Source organism: Rhizobium sp. HT1-10 (genome assembly GCF_049472505.1).
In the GTDB taxonomy this organism is placed as follows: domain Bacteria; phylum Pseudomonadota; class Alphaproteobacteria; order Rhizobiales; family Rhizobiaceae; genus Rhizobium.
On record NZ_JBCEBQ010000002.1, the window covers coordinates 169,505 to 195,119 of the forward strand.

General features: G+C 62.3%; 22 protein-coding genes. 11 read left to right on the forward strand and 11 right to left on the reverse strand.

Translation table 11 applies throughout. The features are described from left to right. Positions 1-75 precede the first annotated feature (75 nt). The 3 genes from VH564_RS05905 to VH564_RS05915 all read right to left on the reverse strand — a co-directional run bounded on the left by VH564_RS05905 (position 76) and on the right by VH564_RS05915 (position 3,505). Positions 76-912: an ABC transporter permease gene (locus VH564_RS05905; protein ID WP_423338888.1), complete on the reverse strand. Its 837-nt coding sequence runs from the start codon at positions 910-912 to the stop codon at positions 76-78. 1 nt (position 913) lies between these two features. Beyond that, positions 914-1,858 carry an ABC transporter permease gene (locus VH564_RS05910; RefSeq protein WP_423338889.1) on the reverse strand — a complete coding sequence of 315 codons (945 nt, stop codon included), beginning with the start codon at positions 1,856-1,858 and terminating at the stop codon, positions 914-916. A 123-nt stretch (positions 1,859-1,981) separates the two neighbouring features. Continuing rightward, on the reverse strand, positions 1,982-3,505 hold the full coding sequence (locus VH564_RS05915) for an ABC transporter substrate-binding protein (RefSeq protein ID WP_423338890.1): 1,524 nt from the start codon (positions 3,503-3,505) through the stop codon (positions 1,982-1,984). A gap of 337 nt (positions 3,506-3,842) precedes the next feature. Here VH564_RS05915 and VH564_RS05920 point away from each other — a divergent pair, with 337 nt between their 5' ends. Further along, positions 3,843-4,475, forward strand: a complete 633-nt coding sequence (locus VH564_RS05920) for a TetR/AcrR family transcriptional regulator (protein WP_423338891.1) — start codon at positions 3,843-3,845, stop codon at positions 4,473-4,475. A gap of 213 nt (positions 4,476-4,688) precedes the next feature. Here VH564_RS05920 and VH564_RS05925 read toward each other — a convergent pair whose 3' ends face one another. The 4 genes from VH564_RS05925 to VH564_RS05940 form a co-directional block, all read right to left on the reverse strand. Then, positions 4,689-5,261 carry a hypothetical protein gene (locus VH564_RS05925; RefSeq protein WP_423338892.1) on the reverse strand — a complete coding sequence of 191 codons (573 nt, stop codon included), beginning with the start codon at positions 5,259-5,261 and terminating at the stop codon, positions 4,689-4,691. A 449-nt stretch (positions 5,262-5,710) separates the two neighbouring features. Further along, positions 5,711-6,121 (reverse strand): SyrB-like regulator, encoded by a 411-nt coding sequence (locus VH564_RS05930; protein WP_423338893.1) that lies wholly within the window; start codon positions 6,119-6,121, stop codon positions 5,711-5,713. 427 nt (positions 6,122-6,548) lie between these two features. Next, positions 6,549-6,962 carry a universal stress protein gene (locus tag VH564_RS05935; protein ID WP_423338894.1) on the reverse strand — a complete coding sequence of 138 codons (414 nt, stop codon included), beginning with the start codon at positions 6,960-6,962 and terminating at the stop codon, positions 6,549-6,551. 112 nt (positions 6,963-7,074) lie between these two features. After that, positions 7,075-7,764, reverse strand: a complete 690-nt coding sequence (locus VH564_RS05940) for a FadR/GntR family transcriptional regulator (protein WP_423338895.1) — start codon at positions 7,762-7,764, stop codon at positions 7,075-7,077. A gap of 173 nt (positions 7,765-7,937) precedes the next feature. On the opposite strand from VH564_RS05940, the gene VH564_RS05945 reads away from it, so the two are divergent. The 5 genes from VH564_RS05945 to hydA all read left to right on the forward strand — a co-directional run bounded on the left by VH564_RS05945 (position 7,938) and on the right by hydA (position 12,924). After that, positions 7,938-8,735: an ABC transporter substrate-binding protein gene (locus VH564_RS05945; protein ID WP_423338896.1), complete on the forward strand. Its 798-nt coding sequence runs from the start codon at positions 7,938-7,940 to the stop codon at positions 8,733-8,735. A gap of 66 nt (positions 8,736-8,801) precedes the next feature. Next, the gene (locus VH564_RS05950) at positions 8,802-9,476 is read left to right on the forward strand and encodes an amino acid ABC transporter permease (protein ID WP_423338897.1); all 675 of its coding nucleotides are present in this window, start codon (positions 8,802-8,804) and stop codon (positions 9,474-9,476) included. Then, positions 9,473-10,210 carry an amino acid ABC transporter ATP-binding protein gene (locus VH564_RS05955; RefSeq protein ID WP_423338898.1) on the forward strand — a complete coding sequence of 246 codons (738 nt, stop codon included), beginning with the start codon at positions 9,473-9,475 and terminating at the stop codon, positions 10,208-10,210. Before VH564_RS05950 ends, VH564_RS05955 begins: the two co-directional genes overlap by 4 nt. 31 nt (positions 10,211-10,241) lie before the next feature. Next, a complete protein-coding gene (locus VH564_RS05960) occupies positions 10,242-11,504 on the forward strand; it encodes a cysteine desulfurase-like protein (RefSeq protein WP_423338899.1) in 1,263 nt (420 codons plus the stop codon). 28 nt (positions 11,505-11,532) lie between these two features. Continuing rightward, positions 11,533-12,924: a dihydropyrimidinase gene (gene hydA / locus VH564_RS05965; protein ID WP_423338900.1), complete on the forward strand. Its 1,392-nt coding sequence runs from the start codon at positions 11,533-11,535 to the stop codon at positions 12,922-12,924. A 79-nt stretch (positions 12,925-13,003) separates the two neighbouring features. On the opposite strand, the gene VH564_RS05970 is transcribed toward hydA, so the two are convergent. Further along, positions 13,004-14,353, reverse strand: a complete 1,350-nt coding sequence (locus VH564_RS05970) for a sigma-54-dependent transcriptional regulator (RefSeq protein WP_423338901.1) — start codon at positions 14,351-14,353, stop codon at positions 13,004-13,006. Next, complete coding sequence (locus tag VH564_RS05975) at positions 14,350-16,212, reverse strand: sensor histidine kinase (RefSeq protein ID WP_423338902.1); 1,863 nt, start codon at positions 16,210-16,212, stop codon at positions 14,350-14,352. The genes VH564_RS05970 and VH564_RS05975 overlap by 4 nt, the downstream gene beginning before the upstream one ends. Before the next feature lie 234 nt (positions 16,213-16,446). Here VH564_RS05975 and VH564_RS05980 point away from each other — a divergent pair, with 234 nt between their 5' ends. After that, the gene (locus VH564_RS05980; RefSeq protein ID WP_423338903.1) at positions 16,447-17,775 is read left to right on the forward strand and encodes a dicarboxylate/amino acid:cation symporter; all 1,329 of its coding nucleotides are present in this window, start codon (positions 16,447-16,449) and stop codon (positions 17,773-17,775) included. Positions 17,776-17,827: 52 nt separating this feature from the next. On the opposite strand, the gene VH564_RS05985 is transcribed toward VH564_RS05980, so the two are convergent. Both VH564_RS05985 and VH564_RS05990 read right to left on the reverse strand, forming a co-directional pair. Continuing rightward, a complete protein-coding gene (locus VH564_RS05985; RefSeq protein ID WP_423338904.1) occupies positions 17,828-19,189 on the reverse strand; it encodes a D-tagatose-bisphosphate aldolase, class II, non-catalytic subunit in 1,362 nt (453 codons plus the stop codon). After that, positions 19,190-20,179: a tagatose kinase gene (locus VH564_RS05990; RefSeq protein ID WP_423338905.1), complete on the reverse strand. Its 990-nt coding sequence runs from the start codon at positions 20,177-20,179 to the stop codon at positions 19,190-19,192. It lies immediately after the preceding gene. 305 nt (positions 20,180-20,484) lie between these two features. Here VH564_RS05990 and VH564_RS05995 point away from each other — a divergent pair, with 305 nt between their 5' ends. The 4 genes from VH564_RS05995 (at position 20,485) to VH564_RS06010 (ending at position 24,960) form a co-directional block, all read left to right on the forward strand. Next, a complete protein-coding gene (locus VH564_RS05995) occupies positions 20,485-21,798 on the forward strand; it encodes an ABC transporter substrate-binding protein (protein WP_423338906.1) in 1,314 nt (437 codons plus the stop codon). Positions 21,799-22,008: 210 nt separating this feature from the next. Then, on the forward strand, positions 22,009-22,779 hold the full coding sequence (locus VH564_RS06000) for an L-iditol 2-dehydrogenase (protein WP_423338907.1): 771 nt from the start codon (positions 22,009-22,011) through the stop codon (positions 22,777-22,779). Between the two features lie 60 nt (positions 22,780-22,839). Beyond that, positions 22,840-23,826 carry a zinc-dependent alcohol dehydrogenase family protein gene (locus VH564_RS06005; protein WP_423339384.1) on the forward strand — a complete coding sequence of 329 codons (987 nt, stop codon included), beginning with the start codon at positions 22,840-22,842 and terminating at the stop codon, positions 23,824-23,826. A gap of 114 nt (positions 23,827-23,940) precedes the next feature. Beyond that, a complete protein-coding gene (locus VH564_RS06010; protein ID WP_423339385.1) occupies positions 23,941-24,960 on the forward strand; it encodes a LacI family DNA-binding transcriptional regulator in 1,020 nt (339 codons plus the stop codon). Positions 24,961-25,615: the final 655 nt, after the last annotated feature.

Genomic DNA, 25,615 nt, shown 5'->3' on the forward strand with positions numbered 1-25,615 from the left:
TTCGCGCTCGCCGGCGCGAACGAGAAGCCACGGTCGCCGACCCGGCGTTGCCGTCTCGCTTGCGCAACGGCACGTTCAGTCGCGCGGATCGAAGAGGTCGCGCAGTCCGTCGCCGAGCATGTTGAACCCGAGCACGGCAAGCGCGATGCAGAGGCCCGGCAGGATAGCAAGCCACGGCGCGAGGCCGAGATAGGTCTGCGCATCGGCCAGCATCCGCCCCCAGCTGGGAGCCGGCGGTGCGAGACCGAGGCCGAGGAAGCTGAGGCCAGCCTCCGTGAGGATCGCGAGCCCCAGTTGGAGGCTCGCCTGGACGATGATCTGATCCATGATATTCGGCAGGACGTGCCGGAGAGAGATGGCAAGGCGCGTGTTGCCAAGCGCGCGGGCTGCCAGAACATAGTCGCGGCTCCAGGCCTGCGTGGCGCTGGCGAGCGTGACGCGGGCAAAGACCGGGATCATGAAGGTGGCGATGGCGACGATTGCCATGACGCGCCCCTGCCCGAGGAAGGCGCCGAGCATCATGGCCGACAGGATCGGCGGGATGGCGAAGACGACGTCGCAGGCGCGCATGGCGAGGCTTTCGAACGGCCCGCGAATGGCGGCGGCGGCAATACCGAGCATCGAGCCGAGCGTGCCGCCGATGGCGACCGCGCCGATGGCGATCGACAGCGAATTCCAAGAGCCGACCATCAACATGGATAGCACGTCCCGGCCGAACTGGTCGGTCCCGAGCAGCCCATGGGAAAGCGGCGGCTGCAGCTTATGAACGATCTGCATCTTCGCCGGCGACAGCGGCGTCCAGATCAGTGACAGCAGCGCGACTCCGATGAGCAGGCCGACGATCGCAGCACCGATCATCAGCGTCGTCCGCCGGCGGGAGAGACCGGAACCGTGGGAAGCAACGGGCATCATCTCATATGCCCCGTCGCAGGCGCGGATCGATCGCGAGATAGGCGAGATCAACGATAAAGTTGATGATGATGACGAGGGCTGTAAAGAACAGCACGACATCCTGCATGACGATGAGGTCTCGCTGCGACAGCGCCTGCAACGCGAGTCTTCCGAGCCCCGGCAGGTTGAAAACGTTCTCGACGAGCACCGCGCCACCGACGAGAAAGGTCGCCTGCAGACCGAGGACCGTTAGGATGGGGATCAGCGCGTTCGGCATCGCATGGCGCCACAGCACCGCCCGGGCCGAAAGGCCCTTCGCTCTGGCGGTGCGTATGAAATCCTCGTGGATCGTGCTCAGCACCGCTGCGCGGGTGACACGGGTAAGGACGCCCGCCTGCGGCAGAGCCAGGGCGACAGCTGGCATCAGCAGCGCCTCGATCGCAGCCCAAAATCCGGCGTCCCAACCTGGAAAGCCGCCCGCCGGCATGAGGCGGAGCGTCGTCGAGAACAGCATGATCAACAGCAGAGACACCCAGAAGGCTGGCACCGCCACGCCGATCTGCGAGACGACCGAAGCCAACCTGTCGAGAGGGCCGCCGCGATGCGAGGCCGCAAGCGCGCCCAGCGGGATGGCGAAGGCGAGGGACAGTAGGACAGCAATCAGAGCCAGCGGCAGCGTCACCGTCAGCCGCTCGGCTATCAGTCCCGCCACGGGCACGCCGTAGGTGTAGGACTGGCCGAGGTCGCCGGTCACGATACCCGCCAGCCAATGGCCGTAGCGCAATGCCAGCGGCAGGTCGAGGCCAAGCTGGTGGCGCATTGCCGCGATCGTGTCCGGCGAAGCGGAGGTGCCGAGCATGATCGAGGCCGGATCACCCGGCATCAGGTCCATCACCGTGAAGATCAGCAGCGAGACGACGAGCAGCGTGACCAGAAGACTGGCAAGACGCCTTACCAGGATTGTCATCAATCGACGCCTCCCTTGCCCCTCTGCCGCGCGCTCGGCCGGGCCGATCGGCGGGCCGAATGCGGAGCAGGCGCGCTCATCGGCGTTTCGATCTTCCGGTGCCGAGAACCGCCGATGCCGGTCTCACTCCTCCCAGAAAACATTGGTCAGCACATTTGACGGGACCGGCTCGTTTTCCCAGAGGCCCTTCAGCTTTTTGTTCCAGACCCCGAGCTTCGGCATGACGAACAGAAACAGCGCCGGCACATCCTCGGCGAGGATCGTCTGGGCTTCACCGTAGATCCCTGCCCGCCCGGCTGGTTCGGTCGTCTCCTGCACCTTCTTCATCAGCGCGTCGAAGGCCGGGTTGCGGTAGTTGAAATAGTAGGGATCGCGAGCATAGATGTCGATGTCCATCGGCTCGGCATGGGCGACGATGGTCATCTGGTAGGCGCGGTTCGTCATGACGTCCTGCACCCACTTTGCCGGAAATTCGGTGGGCTCGATCTTCATCGTCACGCCGATATCGGCCAGCATCGCCTGCATCACCTCCGCGCTGCGTGACGCATAGGCCATCTGGGGCGACTTGATGGTGAAGGTGAAGCCATTGGGATAGCCGGCTTCGGAAAGCAGCGCTTTCGCTTTCTCCGGATCGTAGGGCAGCCTCGTCGTCAGGTCGATATAGCCGGGGTCGTTAGGCGTGTAGTGGCTGCCGATCGGTGTCCCAAGGCCCGACCATGCGCCATCGACGACGGTCTTTCGGTCGATCGCCATCATCAGGGCCTGGCGGACGCGCTTGTCGTCGAATGGCTTTTCGGCATTGTTCATGCCGGCCACGACCTTCAGTTCGGTGTTGCCGATCTTCGTCGTCAGCCGCGGATCGCCGCTAAAAGAGGGCATAAGCTCGGGAGCCGCAAATTCAGGGATCGCGTCGACGCCACCGGATTTCAGCGCGGCCGCCTGGGCCTGCGGGTCAGCGATGAAGCGGAAGGTCACCCGCTCCAGCCGGATTGCCACAGCCTTGTTCCAATAGTCCGCGTTCCGTGCAAGCTCGACCCTGTCGCCCTTTGCCCAGCTGACGAAGCGGAACGGTCCGGTCCCGATCGGCCGCGTCTTGTCGTCGTCCGCCGACTGGGGCGCGACCATGACGGAGCATGGCCAGCCAAGCCAGGTGATGAGGCTCCCCGTCGGCGCCGAGAGGTGTAGCACCAGCGTTGCCGGATCGGGTGTGTCGATCAAGGCGATCGACTGGAAGAACCGCTTCTGCGGGTTGATCGAGTCCTTGCCCCGGGCGCGGTCGAGCGAGAATTTCGCCGTGGACGAATCGAAAACCTGGCCATCGTGGAAGCGCACGTCCGTCCGCAGCTTGAAGCGATAGGTCAGGCCGTCGCTCGAGATCTCCCAGCTGCTGGCCAGTTGCGGCTGCACCTTGCCGGTTTCGTCGATCGCGACCAAGCCCTCGAAGATATTCTGCCAGGTCACCTGGCCGATGGCGACCGGAGCCGCAATCGTCGGGTCAAGGCCGGTCGGCTCCACCGACATGCCGAGGTCGAGAGATGTCTTTGCAGCAAAGGCCGGCGCCGGGTGCAGCATCGACAGCCATGCCGACAGCGCGATGCCGAGGAACAAAGTCTGGAAGAAAGGCGCCGATGCAGGCTGAAAACCCATATTATTCCGTTCCCATCCGTCCCGCGGGTTCGGGAGCTTCGCATCCTGAGATCCCGCCTGGTGGCTGTTGCCGATCCTGGCCGCTTGGCCCGAGCGAAAGCTACAGCGGATTTTGGAAGCGGATGCAAGTCCGAAGGGACAAGTTGCAGACTTGGCTTCTGCAAAGCCAGTCCTCGGGCCGAAATCGCTAATCTTGTGACTTGCAAGCTCCAACGCGATAGGCTACCGAACTGTACGGTTCGGTTCGAAAGCGTAATCGAGATGTTATTGTCTCGGTCGTGAGATGGGCCTCACCCGTCGGCGTTACAAGCGACGTCATTATTTTAAGCGGCGTGAAATGTCTGTGAATCCCAAAGAGATGGTCCACCGTTTACCTCGGGGTCGTCCTCGTCTCGATCCCGATCTTCGCAGGACCGGCATCGTTCGCACCGCGCTCAGGGTGTTCATCGAGAGCGGCTATGTCGACACCACCATGGAAATGATCGCGGCGCGCTGTGGCATATCCAAGGCAACGCTGTATGGCGCCTTTTCCAGCAAGAGGGACCTCTTCACTGCCGTCGTCGAAATCGCGGTTCGATTGGACATACCGGAGGAAATCGAAGACCAGTCGGTGGCCAAGACTCTGGAAACGATCCTCATACCGACTTCCGATGGACATGAATCGGAACTGGACGATCGCGATGCCATCCTGCGGATCGTCTACAGCCAGGCGCAGGACCATCCCGAGCTGTGGGATATCTATCGGAGCACCACCAGCAAGGAATCCGAGCGCCTCACCGAATGGCTGCTGGAGCAACAGACGAAGGGCCTCCTGGTGGTCGACGACGCACCGATGATCGCCCAGATGTTGATGAACGTGGCGCTTGGCTATCCGCCGAACCGCGCCGAGGTGGTTGTAGGGCCACTGACGCGGGTGCCCTACCTGAGAGAGTTCGTGACCATATTCTGCCGCGGACTTGCCATCGGCTGAGGCCTATCTCGTGACGCCGAAGATAGCGCCGGACCAGATTCCAATGTGGATAAATGTATCCCTCACGATAATCCAGCGAGATAAGAGAAAGCGCTTTTGCGCTCGCAGACGCGCGGGCCGCAGATTGTCGCCGGACGAATCCTCGCCACAAAGCGGTGGACTTTTGCCATAGCCACATCGCGCGTGGCAATTTATGCGCCCCACGGCCTCCGACTAGCGATCATAGCGCTCGATCATCATTTTGAGCTGATCATTCTGCATACGAAGCCTCATGGCCAGTTGCTGCCTGAGTTCTTTGATCTCGTTATCCAGCGTGATGGCCTCTGAGGCAGGCTCTGCCACCAGGGCCGGAGTGGCGTCATCGACATCCATGCGCAGGCCCGCTTCGGGCTTATTCTTTTTGGCGCTGTTGCCTTGTTTCGTTCGCGGTGACTTTGCTGACCTTGTTGACCTCAAAACCGGTTCAACGGAAGCTCCCATCTCATCGCTCGAAGGCTTGTTTTCGAGCGCCGCGCTTTCCTGAACGTCTTCGACTGTGATGGGAAGGTCGGCCGGAAACGACCCATCGCGATCGCCTGGTGGAATAGCGGTGGTCGCCAGAAGATCATTCTGAGAGCTTTCGTCAAGGACGGGACTCGGTTGCGTCTCTCCGATTAACTGAGGAACGCGGAGGGTCTCTTGCTCGGCCGCCTCTGGCGCGCGCGCGATCTCGACCGCAGCGCCTTCAGCTGTTTGCGGCTGTCGACGAGACGTCAACTTGGCGAAAAGCTTCCATGGTGATTTCATATTGTTCGGCCTCGTGATGCGTTTTGCGCGACGTCGCATCGATTTACATCGTGACCGAAGCCAAGGACAGCTTAATATCGATGGAAGTGCAAGTTTAGGCCGAGCGGACGAAGCCGCCTCTTGCTGGAACCGAAGCACCTCGGGCGCCTCGCTGTTTTGTGCCCTCGAGAGATGTTCAGAAGCGGCGAGAGCCGGTCGCTTGATAAATCAGCGAAGAGTGCTGGCAGATTGCGACGTCATCTGAGTAAGGTCTTAGCGCGGCCGCATCAGACAGGCGCTTACCTATCTGCGAAAATCCAATACGAGATCTTAAAGGTATAAGCCGGCGTCAAGCAGCAGAACATTTCGACATATCTAGCGACAGTGTAGCCAAGACGATGTCTTATTCGGCGGCGCAGGTCGACCTCGGTGCGGATCGATCTCAGGACCGATCCGCCGCCTTGACCCAATCAGGCCTGGCCAAGCCGCTTGCGCAGGTCGGCATTTTCGGCGCGAAGCTTCTCGGAAAGAGCCTTGCGAAGTGCTTTGTTTTCTTCTTCGAGCTTAAGCAGGTCGGCAAATTCGTCGATGGGTGCAGATGTGGCCGGCCGTGGCTCGGCCTTAGTGGCGCCGCCAGTTGTAGAGGCTCCCCTAGCGATCGGCTTGCTTGCCGTCGACTTGCCGGCAGTGTTCGGCTTGCTCGCTTCAACAGATGCGCCCTGCTTCTTGGCATTGGCCTTCTGCAACTTTGCTGCGGCGACAGCCGCCAGTTCAGCGGGAGTACGACGCTTTGCTCGCTGCTTTTTGGGCTTGGACGTAGTAGCTGGCTGTTCTACGTCTATGTTTTCAGTGGCGGCATTCGTGTCGTTCTCATCAACCATTGAACTCTCCTTTTGTGCGTGATTCTTCTCGACCGAGTATCAGTCGGAGTCAACATGAATACTATGCACCGACGCTTCAATTGGAAAGAAGACATTGACTTATGACTTACGAATAGGGCGTCCGATCTGCGGATTGGTTGCCATTGTTGCAAGCCATCAAACGTCCCGACGGTGCGTGCTATCGCGAGAAGACCACACTTCGGTTCCGTCAACGCAGCGGGACTTGGGAAATGCAGGCTGGAAAGATCAAGCTACGGATTCAGAGCGACAAATGGGCAGCGAGGTCCGGAGCAGTGCCAGGAAGGAGGTCGACGTTGGAAAATCCCCGAGGGTCAACGATTCAAGGGGCGCTGGCGCGCTACGACAGGAGCGACAAATTCGACAGGGTAATTCGAAGCGAGCTCGACTAGACCCGAAACCATGGTCGCTAATGTCGGTCGACCAGTACGGAGCAAGCCGCGCCTCTTGTGATTCGATCGACGACGGAGCCGAACAGGGCGTCGGTGATGTCCTGGACATGGGAGCCGACGATGATGAGATCGGCTTTTTGCTCCCGCGCGACATCGAGAACCGTCGGTGCGGCACGGCCGACCTTGACGAGGCACGACGTCTCGACATCGAGGCCGTTGCAGAGTGATTTCAACTTGTCCTCGACCTCGTTTATCCAATTGAGCTGCGCATTCGACGGCGTCAATTGAGCCAGATTTTGCGGCACGGATTCGACCACGTGCAGCACGATGATCTCACCGGTGCTGTCGAGCAGGTCGCGGGCGCGGCTCAGAATGTGCTCGGCCTTTTCGCGTGGCCCAAGCCCAATCGCGCAGATAATCCTGGAAAACATGCTGTTGATACCCGGCTTGACGTTGATCGATCCGTCATAGTGCCTCCATGCGCTTAATGCTGCGTTGATGAAGATCAATGTAACTGAGATCGGGCGCGCCGCGCGGCCGGCGTCAGGGAAAAAGTCCTGCACAGCGCGCGGTATTGCGAACATGGGTTTCCATCTCGAACTTGGCGCGGTCGACATCGTTCGAGCGCAGGGCAGCGATGATGGCGCGGTGTTCGGCGACGGAGGCCTGCATCCGCGATGGTTCGGTGATCGGGATAGGCTGCCGCTGGGTTTCGGTGAGCTGCTCGCGCACGGTCTGATAGAGTGCTCTTAGCATGGCATTGCTGCAGGCGGATGCGACGATGCCGTGGAATTCAAGATCGGCTTCGACATTGGTCAGGAGATCGCCGCTTGCCCAGCACTCTTCCATGGTCCTGGTCGCCTGCTCCATGGCCTGCAACTGGCTGCCCGTCAGCCGACCCGCGGCGAGGCCGGCAATGCTGCCTTCAAGCAGGATGCGCGTCTGGAAGACATCGAACACGGAATAGCTGTCGGCATAGCGCCAGGGTGCCATGGCGTTGGTCGCCGAAGGTCTGTTTCCCGCCACGAAGGTCCCCCGCCCCGCCTCCGTCTTCAACAGGCCAAGGGTTTCGAGGGTCAGCAAGGCTTCGCGCAGCGATGCCCGGCTGATGCCGAGCCGGACGGAGAAATCGCGCTGTGACGGTATTTTCTCGCCTGCCTTCAGTTCTCCCGCCTTGATCATATCCTGGATGAGCCGGGCGGCAGACTGGGGGACGAGTGTTCTGGTGAGCATAGAGACGTCTTCTTCGTGCTGGAGCGCCCGACCCTGCCGACCGCGATTTGTTCAAACTCTATTTTACTTTGCCGCCGTCTTGCAAATGGGCAGCCCGCGTGCTTGATTGGTCTAACTGGTCCGACCAGTTAGACCACATAAAACTTATGGGTAAAATAAATCAAGGGGAACCCATGCGCACTCCGTCATTTCTGAAGACAACTATTCTCACCGCCGTCCTGGCCTTTGCCGGGACCTCGCTTTCCCATGCCGCCGATCTCTCGGTCGGCGCCAATATCGGCAACGTCCCCTGGGAGTTCCAGGACGAAACCGGCAAGACCGTCGGCTTTGAGGTCGATCTCGTCACCGAGGTTGCCAAGCGCCTCGGCAAATCCGTCGAGTTCGTCAATATTCCGTTCAACGGCCTGTTCTCGGCCGTGCAGTCCGGCCGCATCAACATGGCCGTCTCGTCGATCACCATCACGCCGAAGCGCTTGGAATCCGTCACCTTCGCTCAGCCCTACTACGACAGCGACCAGTCGCTGACCGTGACGGCAGCCAGCGGCATTGCCGATGTTGCCGGCATGAAGGGCAAGGTCGTGGGCGTCGACACCGGCTCCACCGGCGACATGTGGGCGACCGAAAACACCGGCAAATACGGGCTCGGCGAAATCCGCCGCTTCGAAGGCCTGCAGCCGGCCATGCTCGATCTCGTCGCCGGCCGCATCGACGGCTACATCAGCGACATCCCGGCCCTCCAGTATTACGTCAAGGACAAGCCGAACCTGAAGGTCGTCGAGCGCATTCCGACCGGCGAGAAATATTCGATCATGTTCAACAAGGGCGATGCGCTCGCCAAGCAGGTCAACGACGTCATCACTACGCTGAAGGGCGAAGGCTATATTGCCAAGCTGCATCAGACCTGGTTCGGCGCCAAGGCCGAAGACACCACCTCGACCGTCAAGGTCATGGACATGCCAGCCGCCAAGTAGCCGCTTGCCCTCAGGGATGGCGGCTGACGCCGCCATCCGTTTCCCGACGATCTGACCGGCGGTTTCATGGATATTTTCACGACGTTTTTCAACGTTCCTGTGCTGATCAGGGCGTTTCCACTGTTGATATCGGGGCTCTGGGTGACGCTGGAGATCGGCATCACCAGCATTGTCGCAGGCCTCGTCGGCGGCATGTTTCTGGCCCTGCTGCGCCTTTACGCGCCGGCGCCGATGCGGGCGGTCGCCAAGATCTATACCGATTTCTTCCGTTCCATCCCGCTGCTGGTGCTGCTGATCATCGTCTACTACGCCCTGCCCTTCGTCGGCATCCGCTTTTCGCCGTTCTTCTCGGCCGTGGCCGCCCTGACGCTGGTGTCGATCGCCTACACAGCGGAGATTTTCCGTGCCGGCATCGAGGCGATCCCGCGCGGCCAGTTCGAGGCGTCCGAGGCGCTCGGCCTCTCCTATCGGCCGATGATGGTCGACGTCATCCTGCCGCAGGCGATCAAGATCGTCATTCCGCCGCTCACCAACAATTGCATCAACGTCATCAAGGACACGGCGCTTGCCTCCGTCGTTGCCATGCCGGATCTCTTGAAGCAGGCGACGCAGGCACAGGCGCTGATGGCCAACCCCTCGCCGCTGATCGGCGCGGCCATCATCTACGTCGCCTTCCTCTGGCCGCTGGTGACCATCGTCGCGCGCCTTGAAAAGCGCTTCAACGTCGGGAGACGCCCATGAGGCCGATCATCAGCATCAAGGATCTGCGCAAGTCCTACGGCGATTTCGAGGTCCTACACGGCATCGATCTCGAGATCGGCGAGGGCGAGGTCGTCTGCGTCATCGGGCCGTCCGGCTCCGGCAAGTCGACGCTGATACGCTGCATCAACCATCTCGAGGCCTTCTCGAAGGACAGCACGATCCATGTCGACGGCATCAAGGTCGAGCGTGGCAAGGCGCTGGCACAGGTCCGCGCCGAGGTCGGCATGGTCTTCCAGTCCTTCAACCTGTTTCCGCATCTGACAGTGCTGAAGAACGTCATGCTGGCGCCGATGCGGGTGCGCGGCACGAAGCCGGCGGATGCGGCCCGCAAGGCACGCGAGCTTTTGGCGCGCGTTGGTATTTCCGAGCAGTCCGACAAATATCCGGAGATGCTCTCTGGCGGCCAGCAGCAGCGCGTCGCCATTGCCCGGGCACTGGCCATGGAGCCGCGGGTGCTGCTGTTCGACGAACCCACCTCATCGCTCGATCCGGAAATGGTCGGCGAAGTACTCGACGTCATGCGCAAACTCGCAGGTACCGGCGTGACGATGATCGTGGTTACCCACGAAATGGGCTTTGCCCGCCAGGTCGCCGACCGGGTGATCTTCATGGATGGCGGCCGCATCATCGAGGCGGGCACGCCGGGCGACATCTTCGACGCCCCGACCCAGGATCGGACCAGGAGCTTCCTGCGCGCCGTCCTCAATCACTAAAAAAATTTACAAATCCGGGAGACACCAGGCCATGCAACGCACCCTCGACATCGATTTTGCCCGAAGCCAGTTTCCGGGCCTCGCCAACGGATGGACCTTCTTCGACAATGCCGGCGGATCGCAGATCCTCAAGCCCGCCGTCGATCGCATGGTCAGCTTCCTCTACGACAAGAACGTCCAGATCGGCGGCAGCTATGACATCTCGCTTCAGGCGGCCAAGGCACTGGCAGACGGACGGATGGCGGCGATGCACCTCGTCAATGCCGCCCGCCCCGAGGAGATCGTCTTCGGAGGCTCCACGACAGTGCTGCTACAGAACCTTGCCAAAGGCATGCGCAGCCAGTTGCAGCCGGGCGACGAGATCATCGTCACGATTTCCGACCACGAATCCAACATCGGCCCCTGGGAAAGCCTCAAGGAATTCGGTATCGTGCTCAAGTTCTGGCCGCTCGATACAAAGACCTATGTGCTCGACATGGCCGATCTCGCGCCGCTGATGACGGAGAGGACGAAGCTCGTCTGCGTCACTCACGTCTCCAATATCCTCGGCTCGATCAATCCGATCGCCGACATCACTGCCTTCGTCCACGCACGCGGTGCCCGCATCTGCGTCGACGCCGTCGCCTATGCACCGCATCGGGCGATCGACGTGCAAGCCTGGGACGTCGATTACTATGTCTTCAGTCTCTACAAGACCTACGGCCCCCACTACGCCATGATGTACGGCAAGTACGATCATCTGCTTGAACTCGATCCGCTGTATCATTTTTTCTACGGCCGCGACAAAGTGCCCGGCAAGCTGGAGCCGGGCAATGCCAACTACGAACTCGCCTATTCCCTGACCGGGATCGTCGACTACCTCAGCGAGCTCGGCACGCGGGCAGGCGCGGGCGGCACGCAGCGCGACAAGATCGCCGCCGCCTTCGACGCCATCGCGCAGCAGGAGAACGCGCTTGCCGACCGGTTGCTCGCCTATCTCCGGGGCCGCAACGACTGCCGCATTTTCGGCGAACGCGACAATGCGCGGGGCAGCCGCATACCAACCATCAGCTTTGCCTTCGAGGGACGCAACTCGGAGAGCATCTGCCGGGCCATGGACGCCTACCAGATCGCCATACGTTTCGGCGATTTCCATGCGCGCCGTCTCGGCGACCATATCGGCCTGCCGCAGTATCATGGCGCGGTCCGCGTCTCCATGGTGCACTACAACACGCTTGAAGAAGTCGACCGGCTGATCGCAGCGCTCGACGAGATACTCGCCAGCGACGCCGCTCCGATAGGCGCGACGGCCTGATACGAAACTGACGGGGAGACTAGGAAGAATGCGCTTCGATACGATCATCAGGAACGGCACCGTCGTCACCGACACCGAGACATTGGTCTGCGATGTCGGCATCCTCGACGGCCGCATCGCGGCCCTTGCGGCGGGTTTGGCGGATGCCGATGAGATCATCGATGCGAGCGGTCTGTATGTCATGCCCGGCGGCATCGACAGCCATGTGCACATCGCCCAGCCCTCGGGCGATGGCATCGTCATGGCCGACGATTTCGCCAGCGGCACGCTTTCGGCGGCCTTCGGCGGCAACACGACGGTTCTGCCCTTCTGCATGCAGGAGAAGGGCACCAGCCTGCGCGAAGGGCTGAAGATCTATCACGCCGAGGCGGACGGCGAGTGCTATGTCGATGTCGCCTTCCATCTCGTGGTCACGGACCCGACGGCAGCCGTGCTCGGCCAGGAACTCCCCGCCCTCGTCGAGGATGGCTACACCTCGATCAAGGTCTTCATGACCTATGAAAACCTGCGCCTGCGCGACGACCAGATCCTCGACACGCTGGATGCCGCCAGACGCTCGGGCGCCGTCGTCATGGTCCATTGCGAAAACGAGGACGCGATCCAGTATCTGATCGGCAAGCATGAGGCCGAGGGAGAGCTCGCGCCGAAATATCACGCATCGAGCCGGCCGATCGCCGCCGAGCGCGAGGCGACTCACCGCGCTTTGTCGCTGGCCGAGATCGTCGACACTCCCATCGTCATCGTGCATGTGTCCAACCGCCAGGCAATGGAAGAGATCCAGCGGGCGCGTCTTCGCGGAGTCAATGTGACGGGCGAGACCTGTCCGCAATATCTGGTCCTCACCGCCGACGATCTCGATGCTGCCGAGCTGGAGGGTGCAAAATTCGTCTGCTCGCCGCCGCCCCGCGATGTCGAAAGCCAGGTCGCCTGCTGGGAAGGCCTGCAAAACGGAACCTTCGAGCTATTTTCCTCGGACCATTGCCCCTTCCGCTATGACGACGATCAAGGGAAACTCAACGAAAAGGGCAAGCGGAACTTCCGCTGGATCCCGAACGGCATTCCGGGTGTCGAAACGCGGCTACCCATCCTGTTTTCCGAGGGCGTGACCAAGGGTCGGATCGACATCAACCGCTTCGTCGCTCTGTCCTCCACCAACCATGCCAAGCAGTATGGTCTCTACCCGCAGAAAGGCACCATCGCCATCGGCTCCGACGCAGACATCGCGCTCTGGGATCCCTCGCGCTCGGTGACGATTACCAACGACATCCTTCACCACGGCGCCGACTATACGCCCTATGAGGGCTTCGAGGTGACCGGATGGCCGGTGCGCGTCATCCTGCGGGGCAAGACCATTGTCGACGGCGAGCAACTGCACGGCGCAAAGGGAGCCGGCCGCTATCTCGAGAGATCGGTCGGCTAGCGCTGATCCATCTTGATCGTTGTCTGAGTTGTTGCCCGGCTACCGGCACCTGTGCACAGCCTGCCAGCCTTCGCTGCGGCTATTTGACGTAGTCGCCGCGTACAATGCCGTGCCTCTGGAGCTTGTCGTAGAAAGTCTTGCGGGGAATGCCGAGCGCCTCGATCGTCAGGCGGATATCGCCGTCATGCTCCCGCAACGTTCCCCGGATGAGGTCGGCCTCGTATTGTTCCATCCGGGCGGGCAGGGATAGGGACATGTCCGTCGCCGCGCCGGCCCCATTCGCATCGGTATCGATATCGGCCAGCCCAAGCACGAAACGCTCCGCGAAATGGGCGAGTTCGCGCACATTTCCCGGCCAATCATGGGTCAGCAGATGGTGCAACGCGTCCGGCGAAACCGGTGGCGCCAGCTTGTTGAACCGCACCGCCGCACGATCGAGGAAATGGCCGAACAGCAACGGGATATCGGCCCGCCGGTCTCGCAGCGGCGGGATCGAGATCGTCACCACGTTGAGGCGATAAAAAAGGTCTTCGCGAAAGGTGTCGCGCTGTTTCGGGTCACCCAGATCGACCTTGGCGGCGGCGACCACGCGAAGATCCACCGGTCTCACCTCGTTGGTCCCGAGCGGCGTCACTTCGCGCATTTCCAGCACGCGCAGCATCTTGACCTGGGCCGATTGCGGCATGCTCTCGATCTCGTCGAGGAAGAGCGTCCCCTCGCTGGAATGCTCGATGCGGCCGATGCGCTTCTTCTGGGCACCGGTGAAGGCCCCGGCTTCATGGCCGAAAAGCTCGCTCTCGATGACGCTCTCAGGCAAAGCGCCGCAATTCAGCGCCACGAAATTGCCCTTGGCGCGGCGGCTCCAGCGGTGCAGCAGGCTTGCCACCACCTCCTTGCCACTGCCCGTCTCGCCGGTGACGAGAACGTCGACATCGGTATCGGCGATCTGGCGCAGCGTCCGCCGCAGCCGCTCCATCGCCGGTGTCTGGCCGATCAGTGGCAATCCATCCTGGGCCTGGTCGGTCGCCTCGCGCAGCGCCCTGTTGTCGAGCACCAGGCGCCGCTTCTCGATGGCGCGCCGCACGCTCTGCACCAGCCGGTCGGTGGCAAAGGGTTTGGGGATGAAGTCGTAGACGCCGTCCTTGATCGCCTGGACCGCCATCGGAATATCGCCATGGCCGGTCATCAGGATGACCGGCAGATCCTCGTCCATCTGCCGCACCCGGGCGAAGAGCTCCAGCCCGTCCATCCGTGGCATCCGGATATCGGAGACGACAACCCGCACCGAGCCGATGTCGAGAGCCTGGAGCGCATCCTCCGGTCGCAGGAACGGCGTGACGGCAAACCCGGCCAGTTCGAGCGTCTGCGCCGTTGCCCGCAACAGGTCTCTATCGTCGTCGACGAGCATGATGAGGGGCATATCGTTCATGAAGGCGCCTTTAACAGATGCAGGGTGAACCGCGTTCCGGTCTCGCCGCTGTCGACATCGATGCGACCGCCGAAATCGGCGGCGATGTCCTTGGAAATGACCAGGCCGAGGCCGAGGCCACCGGGCTTGGAGGTGTTGAACGGGGTAAACAGCGAGCCGAGAATCTCCGGCGCGATGCCGGGGCCGTTGTCGGCGATGCGGATGGCAACTTCCCGCGCCGTTTCTCGGACCGAGACTTCTACCCTTGCATCGTCGCGACCCTCGAGCGCCTCCAATGCGTTCTGGAACAGATTGATGAGGACCTGCTCCAACCGCACGCGGGTGCCCATCACCATGAGGCCCTTTGGTGGCAGGTCGATCGCCAGCGCATCCAGCCGGCCGGCGAAGCGGCTCCTCAAAAGCACCACGGCGCCCTCGATGATGCTCCTGACATCGACCGGCACCGGCGACGTCCGACCCTTGCGGGCAAAGGCCTTCAGTTCCTCGGTGATCGTGCCGATGCGCTCGGTGAGGGCGGCGATGAGGCCGAGATTGTCCTTGACCGGCCCGACCTGCTGGCGCTCCAGGAAGATCTGGGCATTGTCGGCATAGGCGCGGATGGTGGCAACCGGCTGGTTGATCTCGTGCGCGACGCCGGCCGCCACCTGGCCAAGGATGGCTAGTCGGTTCGCCTGGACGAGTTCCTGCTGCACGACCTGCAGTTTCGCCTCGGTGCTGCGGTGGCCCGACATTTCCGCCTCGAGCCGGTCGCGGGCACGGGTGAGGTCGTCGGTGCGCTCGAGCACCCGCCGCTCCAGCTCCTCGCGCGCCACCCGCCCGACCGCCAGCTCCATCGCCGAAACATGGCGGCGCCGGAGCAGGAAGGCGGCGAGCGCAAGAATAGGCAGCACCGTCGCCAGGGCGATAAACCGGTCCTCACGGATGGTTGTCGCGACGGCGGCCTCGGTCGGCACCAGATAGTTCAACAGCCAGGGCGTCGAGGGGACGGGGGCTTTCAGGCGCAGAAATTCGCTGGCGTTCGTGCCGGGCAAAACGGCCCTCAGGATCGAGGTCTCCGCATTAAGAGCTGTCATGGAGGTGATCGGCAATGGGGCGAGCGGCGCGTCGCCGAACTGCAGGCTGGCGCGGATGGCGGTCAGCTCTTGCCTAGAGAGCGGCGCATCGGTCATGAACCGCCAGGACGGAATGCTCGTCACAAGGACCACCCCGCGCTCGTCCGTCACATAGGCCGGGCGCGCGGTTTCGCGCCAGTCGGCTTCCAACTGGTCGAATTCCATTTTTACGACAACCACGCCGATCGGCGACTTCGCGTCGCCGACACGCCGCGAGATGTAGAGGCCCGGCCGATTGCTCTTGTTGCCGAGCGCGAAATGCTCGGCCGTGCCATCGGTCATGGCCCGGCGAAAATAGTCGCGGAAGGAATAGTCGTTACCGACGAAACTCAGCGGGTCCTGCCAGTTGCTGGAGGCGATGGCGACGCCATGCCGATCGATGACGTAGAGCACCGACGCGTTGGTGCCGGAGACCAGGCTTTCGAGCTTGCGATCGAGCACCCGCACTGGTTGGTCGTCGACGCTGGCGAGTGCATCGCGAACCTGCTGGTCGTCGGCAAGCAGCAACGGCAGCGCGCGCGGCCGCTCGAGGACGGCCCGCAGCAGGGCGATCTTCAGGTTTGCGTCGGTGCGGCCCTGGCTTTCGAGTGCCTCAAGGGCGACGGAGCGGCCGTAGATGCCGGCGCTGTAAAGCAAGCCGGTCAGGATCAGGGCGCTGACGGCGGCAAGCACGATCCAGACGCGGCGGTGACCTTGTGCGAGGTCCGCTGGGGTGGGCATCGGCTGTTGCGCTGTTCGCTGGAGCATCGACCATCTTGTGCATAAATCCAGCCTGATCTCAACGTGTTTTGTCCGGAATTCCGCACTAGCATTATGCCGTTTTTCACTCGATTGCAAAAATATTATTGGATTTCAAACGCCTGGCGCTGGCGGGTGCATCTGGCATGGCGGTTGCTAACTAAACGACTTGCAGTCGGAGGACTGCGTTTAATCTGCGCCCCGGAGGGCCGAGCGATCGGTTGGGGTTATAAGGAGGACTCCATGATCGTTCCCGCATCAGCCGGCTCCGTGCCTGCCAAACTACCCTTTTACCGTCAGATGTACGTCCAGGTTCTGACGGCGATCGCCGCCGGCATATTGCTGGGGCATTTCTATCCCCAAATCGGCGCCTCGATGCAGCCTTTGGGCGATGCCTTCATCAAGCTGGTGCGCATGGTTATCGCCCCCGTCATCTTCCTGACCGTGACGACCGGCATCGCCGGCATGTCGGACATGAAGAAGTTCGGCCGCGTCGTCGGCAAGGCGCTGCTCTACTTCCTCGTCTTCTCGACGCTGGCCCTGGTCGTCGGCCTGATCGTGTCGAATGTGCTCCAGCCCGGCGCCGGCATGCACATCAACGCCGCCACGCTCGATACCAAGGCGGTCAATAATTATGCCGCCCAGGCCCATGATGCCACCATCATCGGCTTCCTGATGAACATCATCCCCGACACGATCGTCGGCGCCTTTGCCAAGGGCGACATCCTGCAGGTGCTGTTCTTCTCGGTCTTCTTCGGCATCGCGCTCGGCGCCGTCGGCGAACGCGGACGCGTGGTCTCGGATTTCCTGCAGGCACTGACGGCGCCGATCTTCCGGCTCGTCGCCATCCTGATGCGTTTCGCGCCCATCGGCGCCTTCGGGGCGATGGCTTTCACCATCGGCAAATACGGGATCGGCTCGATCGCCAATCTCGCCTTCCTGATCGGCACGTTCTACCTGACCTCGATCCTGTTCGTGCTGGTCGTGCTCGGAGCGGTTGCCTGGTACAACGGCTTCTCGATCCTCAACCTGCTGCGTTACATCAAGGAAGAGCTTCTGCTCGTGCTCGGCACGTCCTCGTCCGAGGCCGCCCTGCCCGGCCTGATGAACAAGATGGAGCGGGCGGGCGTCAAGCGCTCGGTCGTCGGGCTGGTCATTCCGACCGGCTATTCTTTCAACCTCGACGGCACCAACATCTACATGACGCTGGCGGCCCTGTTCATCGCCCAGGCGACCGATACGCCGCTGACCTTCGGCGACCAGATCCTGCTGCTGCTGGTGGCGATGCTGAGTTCGAAGGGCGCCGCCGGCATTACCGGCGCGGGCTTTATCACCCTGGCTGCGACGTTGTCGGTCATCCCCTCCGTACCGATCGCCGGCATGGCGCTGATCCTCGGCATCGACCGCTTCATGTCGGAATGCCGGGCGCTCACCAACCTGGTCGGCAATGCGGTTGCGACCGTCGTCGTCGCCCGCTGGGAAAATGAGCTGGATGAAGTTCAGTTTGCCGCCGCCATGAAGGGTGAACTCACCGGCGAGCCGGAACTCTCGGCGCTGCAGCCGGCGGAATAGCGATACGGCTCGACAAGGCCTTGCACGGCGCCCGTCACTCCGGGCGCCGTGTTTACTGAACGATCAAGTACTTTTCTAAAATTGAGATCGACGAAGCGACGGCGGCGCTTGCCTCCCGCCGATCCCGCTTGAGAGCCGCACGGGGTTGATGTCCGCAGGCCTGATCGTAGGTCGCAAGGACGACATCGACAGCCTCCAGAAGAAACTGCTCCGGATCGGCTCCTTCCTCGCCAGAGAGCGAGGTGCTCGGCAAGAACTGCCGCAACAGCGTCTCCGGAATGACGACGCCGCGCAGTGCGGCCAGCAACCTGGCCACGGCCTCAACAGCCTCCGACTTGCCCCAATAGTAACGGATTCGGTCGCTGTAGCTGTAGTGCCGCTGGATGCGCAGTGCCTGGTCGTCGCCATGATAATGCCCGCGCCAATGGGCGGGGTCATCCAGCATGATATTCTCCATAGCCCTTGCAAGCGGGCGGTCGCCATAGTCAGCCACCAGCTCGGTGGCGATCAGGTCGAGCCCGTAGAGCGCCTCGCGATAGGCGAAGGTGAGGCCTGGTCCGACCTTGAGGATCGGATAGCCATCGCGCACCAGCGCAGACAGGACCTCGACGGTCTGGTAGTCGGTGGAATGAGCTTCGAACACGAATTGCGGCACATCGCCAAGCACGGCGCTGAGCGCGGACGCCGCCTCCGGCCGATAGGCGATGACGTTGGCGTTGCCGAACTCGACGCCGGGCTGCACGACGAAGGCGATGACACGCGTGAAGGCCTCGGCCAGGCCTGCCTGTTCGAAGACCCCGCGGTGAACGTCGATGGTCGCCCGGGCGTCGGCAGCCGAGGTCGGGACGACACTGTCGAGCGCGTGGTCGGCGCCACCGGGAACAGGCACTTCGGTTCCGAGCACATAGACCGGCGGGACGAGACCGTTGGCAAGCGCCGTCTGCTCGGCAACCGCGGTGAGACGCACGGCGCGTTCGGCGATGATCCTGTCGCCGAGATTGGTGGGCTCGCCGGCACAGGCCATCGAGGTATCGAGGTGGATCTTGCTGAAGCCGGCAAGCACGTAGTCCCGCACCAGCACTTCCGAGTTCGCCATCGCCGCTTCGGCCGGCTCACCCTTCCAGGGATTGGGGCCAAGATGATCGCCGCCGAACAGGATGCGGGAGCCGTCGAGCCCTTCCTCGCCGGCAATGCCCCGGACGAAGGCGATGAAATCCGCCGGCGTCATGCCGGTATAGCCGCCGAACTGGTTGACCTGGTTGCAGGTCGCCTCGATCAGGACCTGGCGACCATTGTCTTTCGCCCGCCGCAGCGCGGCCCGGATGACCGTGGGATGGGCGGAGCAGACGGAGGTGATGCCGAAGGGCTCGCCGTCCTGCCGAGCCGGGGCAAGGCGGGTCAATAACTGGTTCATCTAGTTCACCCTTGGCGTCGATTGAATGAAGGCTTGCAACTCAATGAGCGTCGACACGCCCTCCATCGGCCCCTGTCGCGTGACGTTGCGGGCTCCTGCGGCATTGGCAAGCAGCAGCGACTGGTCCGCCGTACGGCCCATCCGTCTCGCCGTCAGATAGGTGGCGCCAAAACAGTCGCCGGCTCCGGTCGGATCGACTTCGGCAACCGAGAAGGCCGGGCAGTCGAGCCATGTCTGACCGGATGCGAAATAGGAAGAGCCGTAACGGCCGCGTTTGAGGACGATCTCGCCGATGCCGGCGCCGAGCAGCCGGTCGACCGCGGAGCGCTCATTGTCTACGCCCGCCGCGACCAGCAGTTCGTCGTCCGAGGGAAGCAGCAGATCCGTCACCGCGAGCATGTCATCAAGCAGTTGCCGGCCCTGTCCGTCATCGGCCAGTTCCTTGCGGATATTGGGATCGAAGGACACCGACCCGCCGCGCGCCTTCACGGTGTCGATGGCAAGCCGGATGATGTCGGCGACGCCGGGGATGGCAAAGGCCGATCCCATCACATGCACATGGCCGGCACGCCCGATCAGCGCCTTCGCAGCTTCGGTCAGCGCGATGTGGCCGGCGGCGGAGTGGGCGATGTTGAACACGAAATCGCGGGCGCCATCCGGCCGGTAGCGCACGAAAGCGCTGCCCGTCGGTCGGTCGGCAATGACGGCAATGGCCGAGACATCGACGCCATCGCGGCGCAGCCTGTCGATGTTGAGCCTGCCGAAGTCGTCATCGCCGACGCTGGCAATGATGCCCGACGCGCCGCCCATCCGCGCGACCTGATCGATGAAGATCGCCGGCGCGCCGCTGGCGAAGGGGCCGGCCAGTGCCTGCGGCTCCAGAAATCCCGTTCCCACCGACATCGCCATGATCTCGACGAGGATCTCGCCGATCGTGATGGTCGGCCCGAGGGCCTCCGGCGCCAGCCCGGCGCTGCGTGAATTCGACATGCTGCCTCCCTCGCCCCGGCGCCATGCCTCCGAGGCTTTCCAAAAGAGCTATTCAAGGTTTTGGTGCGAGTCAACAAAATTGACGCGGGCAAACTAGTAGCGGCAGGATATTTTCTCTTTCGAGCGGCGTCCCTCCGCATTCGCATATTTTGTAGTCAATTTATCAATAATTTAGGCAGGAAGATGCGTTTTGGCCGCTGAATTTCCCCGTGATCCAATTGACAAAGCTTGGCCAGATGGATCATAAAAATTTACGCATGTAATTTTTGTGCGCTCGCTTTCGTTTAAGGAGGAGAAACGAAGCCATGACCAGAATTATTCGTACGCTTTACGCATCCGCCGTCGGTGTCGGCCTGATGGCCGGCATCGCTCAGGCCGAAGAGCTGACCATCGCCACGGTCAACAATGGCGACATGATCATCATGCAGAAGCTGGCGCCCGCTTGGGAGAAGCAGACCGGCAACAAGCTCAAATGGGTCGTGCTTGAGGAAAACGTCCTGCGCCAGAAACTGACCACGGACATCGCAACGAAGAGCGGCCAGTTCGACATCATGACCATTGGTGGCTACGAGGCACCGATCTGGGGCAAGTCGGGCTGGCTGGAATCCGTCGATGATCTCGGCGCCGACTATGGCTATGACGATCTTCTGCCGCCGATCAAGGCCGGCCTGACTGTCGACGGCAAGCTCTACGCCGTGCCCTTCTACACCGAAAGCTCCTTCACGCTCTACCGCAAGGACCTGTTCGACGCGGCCGGCATCAAGATGCCCGATCAGCCGACCTACGACCAGATCAAGGAGTATGCCGCCAAGCTGACCGACAAGTCGAAGGAGCAATACGGCATCTGCCTGCGCGGCAAGCCGGGCTGGGGCGAGAACATGGCGTTCCTCGGAACCATGATCAACACCTATGGCGGCAGCTGGTTCGATATGAAGTGGAAGCCGCAGATCAATTCGGCTCCTTGGAAGAAGGCCGTCACCGACTATGTCGAGCTGCTGAGCAAATACGGCCCGCCCGGCGTTACCTCGAACGGCTTCAACGAAAATCAGGCTTTGTTTGCGACCGGTCATTGCGCCATGTGGATCGACGCGACGTCTGCCGCTGGCCGTGTTTTCGACCCGAAGCAGAGCAAGGTCGCCGACAAGATCGCGTTTACCAGCGCCCCTATTGCCGTGACGCCGAACGGCGCCAGCTGGTCCTGGTCGTGGAACCTCGCGATCCCGGCCACGTCGACCAAGGTCGAGGCGGCGAAGTCGTTCCTGAAATGGGCGACCTCCAAGGACTACATCAAGCTGGTCGGCGAGAAGGAAGGCTGGGTTTCCCTGCCGCCCGGCACCCGCAAATCGACCTATGACCTGCCGGAGTACCAGAAGGCGGCGCCGTTCGCGGCCACCGTCCTCAAGGCCATCCTGTCGGCCGATCCGACCAAGGCAACCAAGGATCCGGTTCCCTACACCGGCGTCCAGTTCGTCGCCATTCCCGAGTTCCAGGGGATCGGCACGATCGTCGGCCAGCAGATCTCCTCGGCGCTTGCCGGCCAGCAGACCGTCACCGCCGCCCTCGACAATGCCCAGCGCCAGGTCGAGCGCGACATGAAGAAGGCCGGCTACCCGAAATGATCGTTCCAGCCTGCGGCTGTCGGGCCGCAGGCAACTCCCGGAGGAGCCCCGGCAGTCTACTGCCGGGACTTCCGCTTTCTGAATGGGATAGGGTCTTCCCATTGCCGGCATGCCTCGAAAGACTACCGGACCGATCGACCACTGCGACGCCGCGGCCCTTCCGAGACCGGCCGGCAGACACCCGCAAACATCGTCAATACGGAGCGTGATATGAAACTGAAGGACAAAGTGGCCCTGATTACCGGCGGCGCCCGGGGTATCGGCCTCGCTTTCGCAGAGGCCTTCGTTGCAGAAGGTGCGCGGGTCGTGATCGCCGATATCGACATCGATCGCGCTACCAAGGCCGCGGCTGTCATCGGCGACCGCGCCCGGGCGATCAAGCTCGACGTCACCGATCTGGCGGCGATCGAGACCGCGGTCAAGGCCGTCGACGCAGAGTTCGGCGGCATCGACATCCTCATCAACAACGCCGCCATCTTCGACATGGCGCCGATCACGGATATCACCGAGCAGAGCTATGAGCGGATCTTCGACATCAACGTCAAGGCGCCGCTGTTCCTGATGAAGGCGGTCTCCAACGCGATGATCGCGCGCGGTCGCGGCGGCAAGATCATCAACATGGCAAGCCAGGCCGGCCGGCGCGGCGAAGCGCTGGTGCTGCTCTATTGCGCCTCGAAGGCGGCGATCATCTCCGCCACCCAGTCGGCGGCCCTCGCGCTCGCCAAGCACGGCATCAACGTCAACGCCATTGCTCCCGGCGTGGTCGACAGCGAAATGTGGGATGTGGTCGATGCGAGTTTTGCCAAGTGGGAGGGTCTGAAGCCCGGCGAGAAGAAGGCCGCGGTAGCCAAGGCCGTGCCGATCGGCCGCTTCGCGCAGCCCGACGATCTTAAGGGCATCGCCGTCTTTCTCGCATCCGCCGACAGCGACTACATTCTCGCCCAGACCTACAATGTCGACGGCGGAAACTGGATGAGCTGACCGATCGGTCGGGTCGCAAGCAGGCTGGAGGACGTCTTGGAAGCCATCAACTACACATCCATGGGCGTCGCCGCCATCGCAGAGCTGCCCATGCCGGAGCTCGCGCCCGGTCATGCCCTGGTCCGGGTCAAGGCCTCCGGCCTCTGCCATACCGACATCGACGTGCTCTACGGCCGCTATGGCGAGGGGCACTATCCGGTGGTTCCGGGGCATGAATATGCCGGTGTCGTCGAGGCCGTTGCCGCCGATGTCCGCACGCTTAAGGTTGGCGCCCGCGTCGTGGTCGACCCCAATCTCCCCTGCGGCCATTGCGACGCCTGCCGCAAGGGGCTGAGCAACCTCTGCCGGACCCTCAAGGCCTATGGCGTGACCCACAATGGCGGCTTTGCGGCCTACAGCGTCGTCAAGGCCGGGCATCTGCACGATATCGGCGACATGCCCTTCGAGCTGGCGGCCCTTGCCGAACCGCTGGCCTGCGTCATCAATGGCCTCGGCAGCGCGGACCTGCGCACCGGGCCGATGGGAACCCGCACGGCGCTGGTCTTCGGTGCCGGACCGATCGGATTGCTGCTTGCCCTGTCCCTGAAGGCCGAAGGCGTCGAGGACGTCACCGTCGCCGATCTCAACGAGAGCCGGCTTGCCTTTGCCGAAAGCCTCGGCCTCGGCGCTGTCGTCTCGGGTTCGCAGGCGCTCGGCGAGCGCCGGCGCGGCTTCGATTTCGTCGCCGATGCCACCGGCATTCCAGGCGTCGTCGAGGGCATGATCGACTTCGTCACCGATGGCGGCACGATGCTGGTATTCGGCGTCTGCGCCCCGGATGCGAGGATCGCGCTCTCGCCGTTCGAGATATTTCGGCGCCAGCTGAAACTCGTCGGGTCGCATTCGCTCAACAAGACGATCCCGGATGCGCTGGAAATCCTCAGACGGGACGGCGACCGGATGGGGCGGCTGGTCTCGCACCGCCTGCCGCTTGCCGAGGTTGTTCCCTTCCTCACCAGCAAGTCGAAGGACGCGGCGACCATGAAGGTTCAGTACGTCGCCGACTGATCGACGGGCCTGGCAACCGCCCTCGATTTCCGCCTTTTCGCCGGATGGTGAGTCATCTAGAGGTGGAAGCTGCGCGCGCTCAAGGAGATCAAGTTGGCGAAACCGATAAGGACGATGGAGGATTTCGCCGAACTCGTCGGCCTCTCCCGCCCGACCGTGTCGAAATATTTCAACGATCCGACGTCGGTGCGCCGCAAGACGCGCGACCTGATCGAGAATGCGCTGAAGAAATCCGGCTTCCGCCCGAACGTGTTTGCCGTCAATCTCAACCGTCGGCGCAGCAACATCATCGGCGTCATCATCCCGAACTCGACCGATCCCTTCTATATGGCCCTGACGCGCCGGATCGAGCTGATCGCCAACAGTGCCGGTTTCCTGGCCTTCGTGCTTTCCTCCGATGGCAAGGCAGGCATGGAGGACGAGGCGATTAAGACCTTCAAGTCGCTGAATGTCGCCGGCGCCATCATCGCGCCGCTGGGCATCCAGTCGCATCACGCCACGCTCGAGGCGCTCGGACAGAGCATCCCGCTGGTCTATGTCGATTCGCCGCTCGACGAGACCTCCGCCTTCGTCGGCACCAACAACCGCCAGAGCTTCAATCTGATCGTCGATTACCTTTGTCGTTCCGGCGCGCCGCCCTGCTATTTCGGCATGCCCGAGGTCAACACCAATGCCGCCACCCGGCGCAGCGCCTATGTAGAGGCGATGGAGAAATTTCGGATGACGCCCGAGCTGGTGGCGATTTCCGATATGGCGAGCTGGGATTTCGAACGCTTCGGCTTCGAGGAGGCGACCCGCATCCTGGCTTCGACATCCGGCTTCGCTTCGAAAACGATCCTCTGCGCCAACGACCGCGTCGCCTTCGGCGTCATCTCGGCTGCCTACCAGCGCGGCTTGCGGGTCGGGCACGGCGCCGACTGCGACCTGCGCGTTGCCGGCCATGACGACCATCCCTTGTCGCGCTACGCCTGCCCGCCGATCACCACGGTGGCGCAGAACTACAACGAGATCGGCAAGCGCGCCATCGAGATGCTTCTGACCAAGCTGGGCGAGGCAGCCTCCTCCTCCGTCTCGCCGATCGCCGAAGAGCGTGTGCTGCTCGATGCCGAGCTGATGCTGCGCAGTTCCGCGTGATCGAGGTCTGGTAGCGCTGAACGCAGTTTGCGGAGGACAAGCCGCTCCGCTCACGCGGCGGATTCCGTCCGTGTCATGGGCATTTTCGGTATCCTTTTCGCCTTTCGGGCAGGCTTTCGCCGCCTGGGCAGGCCGGATCGGCCGGGGCACATCGGGTGCCTGATAGGTTTAGTTTAGGTGACACACGATGTGCCCCGTTCGGCTTTTTTATCCGCAACTTCGGATCCTCTGTTTCCGACCCAGGTTCCCTTGCGGGAAAAAGCTGCCGGAGTTACGCCACACAGGCATGCCGGGCTGCTTGATGCCGCCGCCCGAAGGGATCCATTTTCTGCGGACTCCTGTCGAAACCGCCTGCGTAGACAGCAACCCCGACAAGCACCGGCCCCACCTCGCCGGCAACGCAGACCGGTGTATCCGAGGGTGGAACGGGAGAATTATAGGCCGGGCCGGAAAAGTGGGGACGAAATTATGCTGTTTTCATTGATTCCATTGGAAAATCCCGATGGTTTATCCCCAGGTGTGCCGCAAGCGACGCATCGTTTGGCGGCGCGCACAGTCCCTGCCTCACCTCATTCCTGTGCTCGTCACAGGAATCCAGCCACGGCGCGTCAGCGCCGTCAATATCCTTGTAGCTGAGGAGCCTCGCGCTAGTAAT

What these genes read in the sequence shown, in the direction of transcription:
- VH564_RS05905 (WP_423338888.1), bottom strand. Translation starts at nt 912, where the DNA reads ATGATGCCCGTTGCTTCCCACGGTTCCGGTCTCTCCCGCCGGCGGACG.
- VH564_RS05910 (WP_423338889.1), bottom strand. Translation starts at nt 1,858, where the DNA reads ATGACAATCCTGGTAAGGCGTCTTGCCAGTCTTCTGGTCACGCTGCTC.
- VH564_RS05915 (WP_423338890.1), bottom strand. Translation starts at nt 3,505, where the DNA reads ATGGGTTTTCAGCCTGCATCGGCGCCTTTCTTCCAGACTTTGTTCCTC.
- VH564_RS05920 (WP_423338891.1), top strand. Translation starts at nt 3,843, where the DNA reads ATGTCTGTGAATCCCAAAGAGATGGTCCACCGTTTACCTCGGGGTCGT.
- VH564_RS05925 (WP_423338892.1), bottom strand. Translation starts at nt 5,261, where the DNA reads ATGAAATCACCATGGAAGCTTTTCGCCAAGTTGACGTCTCGTCGACAG.
- VH564_RS05930 (WP_423338893.1), bottom strand. Translation starts at nt 6,121, where the DNA reads ATGGTTGATGAGAACGACACGAATGCCGCCACTGAAAACATAGACGTA.
- VH564_RS05935 (WP_423338894.1), bottom strand. Translation starts at nt 6,962, where the DNA reads ATGTTTTCCAGGATTATCTGCGCGATTGGGCTTGGGCCACGCGAAAAG.
- VH564_RS05940 (WP_423338895.1), bottom strand. Translation starts at nt 7,764, where the DNA reads ATGCTCACCAGAACACTCGTCCCCCAGTCTGCCGCCCGGCTCATCCAG.
- VH564_RS05945 (WP_423338896.1), top strand. Translation starts at nt 7,938, where the DNA reads ATGCGCACTCCGTCATTTCTGAAGACAACTATTCTCACCGCCGTCCTG.
- VH564_RS05950 (WP_423338897.1), top strand. Translation starts at nt 8,802, where the DNA reads ATGGATATTTTCACGACGTTTTTCAACGTTCCTGTGCTGATCAGGGCG.
- VH564_RS05955 (WP_423338898.1), top strand. Translation starts at nt 9,473, where the DNA reads ATGAGGCCGATCATCAGCATCAAGGATCTGCGCAAGTCCTACGGCGAT.
- VH564_RS05960 (WP_423338899.1), top strand. Translation starts at nt 10,242, where the DNA reads ATGCAACGCACCCTCGACATCGATTTTGCCCGAAGCCAGTTTCCGGGC.
- hydA (WP_423338900.1), top strand. Translation starts at nt 11,533, where the DNA reads ATGCGCTTCGATACGATCATCAGGAACGGCACCGTCGTCACCGACACC.
- VH564_RS05970 (WP_423338901.1), bottom strand. Translation starts at nt 14,353, where the DNA reads ATGAACGATATGCCCCTCATCATGCTCGTCGACGACGATAGAGACCTG.
- VH564_RS05975 (WP_423338902.1), bottom strand. Translation starts at nt 16,212, where the DNA reads ATGCTCCAGCGAACAGCGCAACAGCCGATGCCCACCCCAGCGGACCTC.
- VH564_RS05980 (WP_423338903.1), top strand. Translation starts at nt 16,447, where the DNA reads ATGATCGTTCCCGCATCAGCCGGCTCCGTGCCTGCCAAACTACCCTTT.
- VH564_RS05985 (WP_423338904.1), bottom strand. Translation starts at nt 19,189, where the DNA reads ATGAACCAGTTATTGACCCGCCTTGCCCCGGCTCGGCAGGACGGCGAG.
- VH564_RS05990 (WP_423338905.1), bottom strand. Translation starts at nt 20,179, where the DNA reads ATGTCGAATTCACGCAGCGCCGGGCTGGCGCCGGAGGCCCTCGGGCCG.
- VH564_RS05995 (WP_423338906.1), top strand. Translation starts at nt 20,485, where the DNA reads ATGACCAGAATTATTCGTACGCTTTACGCATCCGCCGTCGGTGTCGGC.
- VH564_RS06000 (WP_423338907.1), top strand. Translation starts at nt 22,009, where the DNA reads ATGAAACTGAAGGACAAAGTGGCCCTGATTACCGGCGGCGCCCGGGGT.
- VH564_RS06005 (WP_423339384.1), top strand. Translation starts at nt 22,840, where the DNA reads ATGGGCGTCGCCGCCATCGCAGAGCTGCCCATGCCGGAGCTCGCGCCC.
- VH564_RS06010 (WP_423339385.1), top strand. Translation starts at nt 23,941, where the DNA reads ATGGAGGATTTCGCCGAACTCGTCGGCCTCTCCCGCCCGACCGTGTCG.